Origin of the sequence: Flavobacterium sp. ZB4R12 (assembly GCF_048276375.1) — a bacterium.
GTDB classification, from domain to species: Bacteria; Bacteroidota; Bacteroidia; order Flavobacteriales; family Flavobacteriaceae; genus Flavobacterium; species Flavobacterium gawalongense.
Genome location: NZ_JBLNKS010000005.1, coordinates 207,313 through 216,127 on the forward strand (window position 1 = coordinate 207,313; position 8,815 = coordinate 216,127).

The following is an 8,815-nucleotide window of genomic DNA, read 5'->3' on the forward strand; positions in this document are numbered from 1 at the left end:
ATGTGTTTTTTTGGAATAAAAAAAATCAGTATTTTTTTCGTATTTTTGCAAAAATTTTATAAAAAAAAATATTCATGTTAACAGTTAATAATTTATCAGTTCAGTTTGGCAAACGAATTTTGTTTGATGAAGTAAATACTACCTTCACACACGGTAATATATACGGAGTTATCGGAGCCAATGGCGCTGGGAAATCTACTTTTCTTAAAATAATTGCCGGTGAAATGGATCCTACATCGGGACATATTCATTTGGAACCAGGAAAACGTATGTCGGTTTTAAACCAAAACCACAATATGTTTGATGAGAGTACCGTTCTTGAGACCGTGATGATGGGGAATAAAACCTTGTATGCCATCAAAAAAGAAATGGATGCCTTGTATTTAGATTATAACGATAAAAATGCGGATAGAATAGGCGAATTGCAAGTGCAATTTGAAGAAATGAATGGATGGAATGCTGATTCTGATGCTGCATCGATGCTATCAAACCTTGGAATTACTGAAGAACACCATTATACGTTGATGGGCGATCTTGAGGGGAAAATAAAAGTTCGGGTCCTTTTGGCGCAAGCGCTTTTTGGAAATCCAGATTTACTTATTATGGATGAGCCTACCAATGATTTGGATTTTGAAACCATCGCTTGGTTAGAAAATTTCTTGGCCAACTATGAAAATACAGTAATTGTAGTTTCACACGACAGACACTTTCTGGATTCAGTTTGTACACATATTTCGGATATTGATTTCAGTAAAATAAATCATTATTCAGGAAATTATACTTTTTGGTATGAATCAAGCCAATTAGCGGCAAAACAGCGCGCTCAGCAAAACAAAAAAGCTGAGGAAAAGAAACAAGAATTAGAAGAATTTATTCGTCGTTTTAGTGCGAATGTGGCCAAATCAAAACAAGCCACTTCTCGTAAAAAAATGATTAGTAAGTTGAATATTTCTGAGATAAAACCATCAAGCCGTCGTTATCCAGCGATTATTTTTGACCAAGAGCGGGAAGCAGGAGATCAAATTTTGAATGTACAAAATTTAAGTGCTTCAATTGAAGGAGATGTTTTGTTTAAAGGAGTAGATTTGAATATGGCAAAAGGCGACAAAATCGTTCTTTTCTCAAAAGATTCTAGAGCAACAACCGCTTTCTACGAAATTTTAAATGGAAATCAAAAAGCGGATTCAGGAACTTACGATTGGGGTGTGACTACCAACCAAGCGTATTTGCCAGTAGAAAATCATTCGTTTTTTGAGAGCGATTATTCTCTTGTAGATTGGTTGCGTCAATGGGTAAAAACGGAAGAAGAGCGTGATGAAGTAAACATTCGTAGTTTCCTTGGTAAAATGATTTTTTCAGGAGAGGAAGCGTTGAAAACCTGTAGAGTGTTATCTGGAGGAGAAAAAGTGCGTTGTATGTTATCTCGAATGATGATGGAAAGGGCTAATGTCTTGATGCTTGATGAACCAACGAATCATTTGGATTTAGAGTCCATTACGGCTTTTAATAATTCGTTGAAAAACTTCAAAGGTTCTGTAATTTTTACTACTCATGATCATGAATTCTCTCAAACGGTTGCCAATAGAGTGATTGAATTGACACCAAATGGAGCGATTGACCGTTACATGACATTCGATGATTACCTTGACGATGAAAAAGTAAAGGAATTGAGAGCTAAGATGTATACAGTATAAAAGCAATAACGTCCAAAAGATTAAAGAAAAATCTCCCACAATTGCGGGAGATTTTTTTGTCTAATTGAAATTTCAAATAGATTAAGTACAATTTACTTTCTTCCAAAAATTTTACTCATGATAAAAACTATTACGGCAATTACAGCAATCGCAATAAAAATACCAACACCCATTCCGGCTTTAAATATACCTTCTATTACTGAACAGCTTGTAAATGAAATTAGTACTATAAAAAGGACCAATAATCTTGTTATTTTTTTTTGCATGATTTTTTATTTTTAAAATTTTAGCTTAATATAAAGGTACCGAATCAGATTAGCGATTAGTTATATAATTTTTGTAGTTTCTTGTAAAATTTTATAATTATTGAAAAAAAATAACAAAATGTTAGTTTGTAATTATTAATTATTTTTTTTAAACTGATTTTCATCCAAAAAAAATATATTTTTGAATTTTACTATTTCTATTTAAATCCAAATTTAAAATATGACCAATATTACTTTCAATTTAAAAGCTCCTCGAATAGAAGTGGTCGATGCGCTACGTGGCTTTGCAATTATGTCTATTATGTTACTTCATAATGTAGAACATTTTGAATATTATTATTTACCGGAAAATTTTCCAACTTGGCTTGTGGCTTTGGATAAAATTGTTTGGGATTCTTTGTTTTTTCTTTTTGGAGGTAAATCCTATGCAATTTTTGCGCTTCTTTTTGGGTTTAGTTTTTACATTCAAAATGATAATCAAGCTAAAAAAGGGAATGATTTCCGAGGGCGGTTTTTTTGGCGTATGATGTTATTATTGGTTTTTGGAATTGTTAATACCGCATTTTACCAAGGTGATATTCTTACTTTGTATGCCTTTCTGGGGCTTTTACTTATTCCAGTTGTAAAATGGAGTAATAAAGCCGTTTTTATTACCGCTGTTGTTTTGATGTTACAACCCTTGGAATGGGCGAGATGCATTTATTATATTTTAAATCCAGATTATGTTGCTCCGCCTAATTTATCTAATGCCTATTATGAAAGTATAGGGTATTATATGAAAAATGGTTCTTTCATGGATTATGTAATTGGTAACTTGACATTGGGGAAAATTGCCTCTTTGTTATGGTCATGGGAAAATGGACGATTTTTCCAAGCTCCAGCCTTATTCATGTTTGGAATGTTACTTGGCAGAAAACAACTTTTCACAACAACCGTTGAAAACACCCAGTTTTGGAATAAAGTATTGCGTTATGCAATAGTTTTCTTTATCCCATTGTACTTTTTAAAGACTCATATCGTTGATATTATTGCAAGAGTAACATTATCAAATACCCTTACAATTATATTTGCTTCTTGGTCAAACGTTGCTTTTATGTTGGTACTCGTTTCCGTATTTGTTTTACTATATCAAAAGGATTCTGTTAATAGGGTTTTTTCCAAGCTGATTCCTTTTGGAAAAATGAGTTTGACTAATTATATCATGCAGTCCATGATTGGGGCATTTATTTACTACAGATATGGCCTTGGGCTTTTTGAATACACAGGAGCAACCTATTGTTTATTGATAGGAATTGTATTATTTATTATCCAATTATCATTTTGTACCTGGTGGCTTAAAACCCATAGACAAGGACCGTTAGAGTATATTTGGCACAAAGCAACATGGATTTCATTCGGTAAAAAATAACTGCATCTATTTTCTCCCTTTATAATTATAAAATCATAAATCGGAATTCGTATATTTGCAAAACCAAACAACACACTTTAACATGAGTCAAAAAGTATTACTTACTGCAAAAGAAGTTACTATCATATTACATCGTTTGGCCTGTCAGTTAATTGAGAAACACTTAGATTTTTCAGATACTATTTTGGTAGGGATCCAACCAAGAGGCGTTTTTTTAGCAGAACGTTTGAAAGAAATATTAGAAAAAGAATACCAAACTCCCGAAATTAAGCTTGGTTATCTGGACATTACCTTTTTTAGAGATGATTTTCGCAGAACGGATAAACCATTAGAAGCAAATAAAACCAAGATTAATTTTATTGTTGAAAATAAGAAAGTTATTTTCATTGACGATGTTTTATTTACTGGAAGAAGCATACGATCTGCTTTGACTGCCATTCAATCTTTTGGAAGACCTTCAGAAATAGAATTACTGGTTTTAATTGACAGACGTTTCAGTCGCAATTTACCCATTCAACCGGATTATAGAGGAAGACAGGTAGATGCCATAAATAACGAAAAAGTGAAAGTGAGTTGGAAAGAAAATGATGGTGAGGATGGAGTGTATTTAATTACAAGTTAGAGAACATTTATTAAAATCTAACTATTAAAAAAAACTAATAATCGTAAAAAGAAATGAAAGAATTAAGCGTAAATCATTTATTAGGAATAAAATACATCAACAAGAATGATATTGACCTGATTTTTGAAACTGCCGATCATTTTAAAGAAGTCATCAACCGACCAATTAAAAAAGTGCCTTCTTTACGAGATATTACTATTGCCAATATTTTTTTCGAAAATAGTACTCGAACAAAATTATCTTTTGAACTAGCACAAAAACGTTTATCTGCCGATGTAATTAGTTTTTCGGCTGCACAATCTTCAGTCAAAAAAGGAGAAACACTAATTGACACCGTAAACAATATACTTTCCATGAAAGTAGATATGGTAGTGATGAGACATGCTAATCCTGGCGCTGCTTATTTTCTATCCAAAAATGTAAAAGCCAGTATTGTAAATGCGGGGGATGGAGCCCATGAACATCCTACACAAGCCTTATTAGACAGTTATTCGATTAGAGAAAAACTAGGCGAAGTGGCTGGGAAAAAAATAGTTATTGTAGGTGATGTTTTACACTCCAGAGTAGCATTATCCAATATATATGCTTTGCAAATGCAGGGTGCAGAGGTGAAAGTTTGCGGGCCTAAAACGCTTATTCCAAGGCATATTGAATCACTTGGGGTAACTGTGGAGCCTAATCTACGAAAAGCACTTGAATGGTGTGATGTGGCTAATATGTTACGCGTGCAAAATGAGAGAATGGACGTAAATTATTTTCCATCTACAAGAGAATATGCTCAGCAATATGGAGTTGATAAAACATTATTAGATTCACTAAATAAAGAAATCATAATCATGCATCCCGGACCTATTAATCGTGGTGTGGAGATTACCAGCGAAGTAGCTGATTCAAATCAATCGGTTATTTTGAACCAAGTAGAAAATGGTGTGGCGATTAGAATGGCAGTTATTTATCTTTTGGCTTCAAAAATTCAGTAATTTCAAAGAAAAACTTAGTAACTTAGCTACTTAGTAACCTGTCTGCCGCTACGCAGTCTCTGAAAATCAAAAAAATGAAAGTAGATCAAAAAAACCACACGATTACGATTAAAGACACACAAGGTGATTTTACCTCTTTTTTGATGAAGGTAACGCACCAATACAAAACATTTGAAAAACACAACTTGATTATTGATCTTTTGTTTTACAAAGATTTATCTACAAGCAATATAAAGTTATTTTTACCATTATCGAAACAACATAAAAAAAGTAAAAAGTCATTTGTTATTGTTGCTTCAGATTTTGATTATAATGCAGTTCCTGACAAATTAACTGTCGTGCCTTCCATATTAGAAGCGCATGATATTATAGAAATGGAAGAGATTGAAAGAGAATTAGGTTTTTAATGTTTAAACAATAAATTGTAATCAAAAGTTGATGAATATTTAGGAAGTTTAAAATTCAACTTGTAATAAAACCTTCAAATTGAAATTAACAATACTTGGTTGCTACGCAGCAACTCCCCGGACATTTACTAATCCAACGTCACAGATTTTAGAAATAAAAAATAGACTTTTTCTGATTGATTGCGGTGAAGGAACTCAAGTACAATTGCGCAAAAACAAAATTAGGTTTTCTAAGATAAATCATATTTTTATTTCGCATTTGCACGGAGATCACTTTTTTGGATTAGTAGGGTTAGTGTCTACTTTCACCTTACTTAACAGAACAACCGATTTACATATTTATGGCCCTAAAGGAATTAAAGAAATCATTAAATTACAATTGAGATTATCTAATTCTTGGACGAATTATGGTTTGTTTTTTCATGAATTAGAATCTGTTGACAGTGAAGTGATTTTTGAAGATGAAAAGGTTTTGGTGAAAACCATTCCGTTAAAACATCGCGTATATACCAATGGTTTTTTGTTCCAAGAAAAAATAGGGGAGCGGAAACTTAATTTGGATGCTGTTCAAAATTATGAAATCGATACCTGTTATTATCAGAAAATAAAAAATGGGAAAGACATTACTCTTGAAGACGGAAGGGTCATTGAAAACGATAAATTGACGTTTGATCCTATTCCTGCAAAGAATTATGCTTTTTGCTCCGACACTGTTTATAATGAATTAATAATACCATTTATTGAAAATGTAGACGTTTTATACCATGAATCTACTTTTTTACAGTCGGAAGAAAATCTGGCTAAAAAAACATTGCATTCCACTGCAAAAGAAGCGGCAATGATTGCTTTGAAATCTAATGCGAAGCAATTAATTTTAGGACATTATTCTACCCGATATGAAAGTATCGAACTATTTAAGGAAGAAGCTGAAACTATTTTTTCGGAAGTGCTTTTAGCCGATGATGGAAAAAGTTTTGAGTTTTAAAAAAAGATTATAATCTACAACATATAAAATTGGCACTTGTATTTTTAAGATTATCGATTTCGAATAATCTTAAAATCAAACAATCTTAAAATAAAAAAAATGAGTGATTTAAGCAATTACAGAAAATCCTACGAAAAGAGTGAGTTATTAGAATCCAATATTCCCGAAGATCCAATAAACCTATTTAATAGATGGTTTCATGAAGCAGAAGATTTAGGAGCTAACGAAGAAGTTAATGCCATGACTGTCTCTACAATTGGTCTAGATGGCTTTCCAAAGTCTAGAGTTGTTCTATTAAAAAAATTCAATGAAGAAGGATTTATTTTTTACACTAATTATAATTCAGAAAAAGGTAAGGCTATTGCCAATAACCCTAAAATATGTCTTTCCTTCTTTTGGCATACCATGGAACGTCAGGTTATTATAAAAGGTATTGCACAGAAAACTACTGAAACCATTTCAGATAATTATTTTGAATCCAGACCTGATGGGAGTAAATTAGGTGCCGTAGTTTCAAACCAAAGTGAGGTTGTTCCCTCTCGTGCTTATTTGGAAGAAAATTTAAAACAATTAGAAAAAGATTATGATAGTATGGTTATTCCAAGACCAAAGCATTGGGGAGGTTTTTTGGTTACTCCTTTAGAAGTTGAATTTTGGCAAGGAAGACCCAATAGATTGCATGATAGAATTAGATATACAAATCAAGAAGATTTCTCTTGGAAGATTGATCGATTATCACCGTAATGTAAGAAAAATATATGTAAAAAAATATTTATGATGCATTTCGTCGATTTTATTTGGTAGTTTAGCGATAAAATGTCTACTTTTAAAATATAATAAAAAACAATATTTGTAAATACATTTAAAGAAGTTTGCCCCACAATCTACTTTAAACTTAAACTACTACTTTTATGAAACTAAAATTACTTCGTGCGTTATTGCTCGTGGCTGTGATATGCACTATGAATTCATGTTCGTCAGATGCTTCTGAAGCAACAACAGAAAATACTACAACACAAAAGGTAGTTAATTATACTTATAATACTTCTGAAATAGAAACTATGAATTTGATAAATACCTACAGAGTTAGTGTAGGGTTAAATCCTTTAGAAAAAATCAATCATATGTCTTATAAGTCAGAAGAGCATGACAACTATATGATCACCAATAATGTAGTTAATCATAATGATTTTGTTGCTCGTTCTGAAAATATAATCAAAGTTTTAGGTGCTAAAACTGTAAGCGAAAATATCGCTTATAATTATAATACGCCTCAAGCTGCTTTAAATGCTTGGTTAGCTAGTCCTGGACATAAAGAAAATATTGAAGGTGATTATACTCATTTTGGAATTGCAATAAGAGAGAATCCTGTAACAGGTAAAAAATATTACACAAATATCTTCGCGAAAATATAAGTTAATTTTTTGTTTTTTTTTGGAATTTAGAGGCTGCCTTCCCCCCAAAAGGCAGCCTTTTTTCTTTTTATACATTAAATTTTCTAAGTGAACTCAAATATTACAAAGTTATGAAGGTTTTCTTATAAAAATTATTTAGTTTTTTTCAACGTAAGAATTTTGTGTGTTATTTATTATAATGATGTAGTTCGTCGATTTTATTAGGATCTCTAGCGATAAAAAATGTATGTTTGATTCATAAATTAATAACATATTGTGAATAAACTTAAAGGAGTTTACATCACAATCTACTTAAAATTGAGGCTACTGTTTTTATGAAATTAAAATTATTTCTTACACTATTTATCGCAATTATTACATGTACAATGAATTCTTGTTCCTCGGATGTTTCTGAAGTACCAAAACTAAATGCTGCTTTATCTCAAAAAGTAGTTGATTATTCTTATAATGCTTCCGAAATAGAAACTATGGATTTGATAAATTCTTACCGAGTTAGCATTGGGTTAAATTCCTTGACGAAAATTAATTATATCTCTCTCAAGTCAGAAGAGCATGACAATTACATGATTATTAATAATGTGGTTAATCATAATGATTTTGTAGTACGTTCTGAAAATATTATGAATGCCCTCGGTGCCAAATCAGTAAGTGAGAATATTGCTTATAATTATAATACTTCTCAGTCTGTTTTAAACGCCTGGTTGGCTAGTCCTGAGCATAAAAAAAATATTGAAGGTAATTATACTCATTTTGGTATTGCAATAAGAATGGATCCGGTTACCGGTAAAAAATATTATACCAATATTTTTGCAAAAATATAAGTTAATTTTTTGTTTATTTTTGGAATTTAGAGGCTGCTTTCCCCAAAAAGACAGCCTCTAATTATTTTAAGAGTTTTACAAAGCCGTAATAATAAACTCACTGCGTCTATTGAATTGATGTTCTTCTTCGGAACATTTTACCCCGTCTGAACAATTGTTCACAAGTTGATTTTCTCCATAGCCTTTGCCAACTAATCTTTTTGGGGAAACCCCATTT

10 protein-coding genes are annotated in these 8,815 nt (G+C 31.7%); 9 read left to right on the top strand and 1 reads right to left on the bottom strand.

Annotation, left to right across the window (positions count from 1 at the left end; translation table 11 throughout):
* Positions 1 to 74: 74 nt before the first annotated feature.
* Positions 75 to 1,694, top strand: a complete 1,620-nt coding sequence (locus tag ACNO7W_RS05440; protein WP_417937327.1) for an ABC-F family ATP-binding cassette domain-containing protein — start codon at positions 75 to 77, stop codon at positions 1,692 to 1,694.
* Positions 1,695 to 1,786: 92 nt separating this feature from the next.
* Here ACNO7W_RS05440 and ACNO7W_RS05445 read toward each other — a convergent pair whose 3' ends face one another.
* Positions 1,787 to 1,960, bottom strand: a complete 174-nt coding sequence (locus ACNO7W_RS05445; RefSeq protein ID WP_417937328.1) for a hypothetical protein — start codon at positions 1,958 to 1,960, stop codon at positions 1,787 to 1,789.
* A gap of 220 nt (positions 1,961 to 2,180) precedes the next feature.
* Between ACNO7W_RS05445 and ACNO7W_RS05450 the strand changes: the two genes are divergently transcribed.
* The 8 genes from ACNO7W_RS05450 to ACNO7W_RS05485 all read left to right on the top strand — a co-directional run bounded on the left by ACNO7W_RS05450 (position 2,181) and on the right by ACNO7W_RS05485 (position 8,598).
* A complete protein-coding gene (locus ACNO7W_RS05450) occupies positions 2,181 to 3,368 on the top strand; it encodes a DUF418 domain-containing protein (RefSeq protein WP_417937329.1) in 1,188 nt (395 codons plus the stop codon).
* A gap of 82 nt (positions 3,369 to 3,450) precedes the next feature.
* Positions 3,451 to 3,990, top strand: a complete 540-nt coding sequence (pyrR, locus tag ACNO7W_RS05455) for a bifunctional pyr operon transcriptional regulator/uracil phosphoribosyltransferase PyrR (RefSeq protein ID WP_035672748.1) — start codon at positions 3,451 to 3,453, stop codon at positions 3,988 to 3,990.
* Positions 3,991 to 4,043: 53 nt separating this feature from the next.
* Positions 4,044 to 4,970 carry an aspartate carbamoyltransferase catalytic subunit gene (locus ACNO7W_RS05460; protein WP_143388807.1) on the top strand — a complete coding sequence of 309 codons (927 nt, stop codon included), beginning with the start codon at positions 4,044 to 4,046 and terminating at the stop codon, positions 4,968 to 4,970.
* Between the two features lie 74 nt (positions 4,971 to 5,044).
* A complete protein-coding gene (locus tag ACNO7W_RS05465) occupies positions 5,045 to 5,377 on the top strand; it encodes a ribonuclease Z (protein ID WP_143388806.1) in 333 nt (110 codons plus the stop codon).
* Positions 5,378 to 5,456: 79 nt separating this feature from the next.
* A complete protein-coding gene (locus tag ACNO7W_RS05470) occupies positions 5,457 to 6,362 on the top strand; it encodes a ribonuclease Z (RefSeq protein WP_417937330.1) in 906 nt (301 codons plus the stop codon).
* A 99-nt stretch (positions 6,363 to 6,461) separates the two neighbouring features.
* Positions 6,462 to 7,106: a pyridoxamine 5'-phosphate oxidase gene (pdxH, locus tag ACNO7W_RS05475; protein WP_417937331.1), complete on the top strand. Its 645-nt coding sequence runs from the start codon at positions 6,462 to 6,464 to the stop codon at positions 7,104 to 7,106.
* 167 nt (positions 7,107 to 7,273) lie between these two features.
* Positions 7,274 to 7,777, top strand: a complete 504-nt coding sequence (locus tag ACNO7W_RS05480) for a CAP domain-containing protein (RefSeq protein ID WP_417937332.1) — start codon at positions 7,274 to 7,276, stop codon at positions 7,775 to 7,777.
* A gap of 365 nt (positions 7,778 to 8,142) precedes the next feature.
* The gene (locus ACNO7W_RS05485; protein ID WP_417937333.1) at positions 8,143 to 8,598 is read left to right on the top strand and encodes a CAP domain-containing protein; all 456 of its coding nucleotides are present in this window, start codon (positions 8,143 to 8,145) and stop codon (positions 8,596 to 8,598) included.
* Positions 8,599 to 8,815: the final 217 nt, after the last annotated feature.

Bases quoted from the DNA above. Each gene is read 5' to 3' on its own strand.
- ACNO7W_RS05440 (WP_417937327.1), top strand. From the start codon at position 75: ATGTTAACAGTTAATAATTTATCAGTTCAGTTTGGCAAACGAATTTTG.
- ACNO7W_RS05445 (WP_417937328.1), bottom strand. From the start codon at position 1,960: ATGCAAAAAAAAATAACAAGATTATTGGTCCTTTTTATAGTACTAATT.
- ACNO7W_RS05450 (WP_417937329.1), top strand. From the start codon at position 2,181: ATGACCAATATTACTTTCAATTTAAAAGCTCCTCGAATAGAAGTGGTC.
- pyrR (WP_035672748.1), top strand. From the start codon at position 3,451: ATGAGTCAAAAAGTATTACTTACTGCAAAAGAAGTTACTATCATATTA.
- ACNO7W_RS05460 (WP_143388807.1), top strand. From the start codon at position 4,044: ATGAAAGAATTAAGCGTAAATCATTTATTAGGAATAAAATACATCAAC.
- ACNO7W_RS05465 (WP_143388806.1), top strand. From the start codon at position 5,045: ATGAAAGTAGATCAAAAAAACCACACGATTACGATTAAAGACACACAA.
- pdxH (WP_417937331.1), top strand. From the start codon at position 6,462: ATGAGTGATTTAAGCAATTACAGAAAATCCTACGAAAAGAGTGAGTTA.
- ACNO7W_RS05480 (WP_417937332.1), top strand. From the start codon at position 7,274: ATGAAACTAAAATTACTTCGTGCGTTATTGCTCGTGGCTGTGATATGC.
- ACNO7W_RS05485 (WP_417937333.1), top strand. From the start codon at position 8,143: ATGAATTCTTGTTCCTCGGATGTTTCTGAAGTACCAAAACTAAATGCT.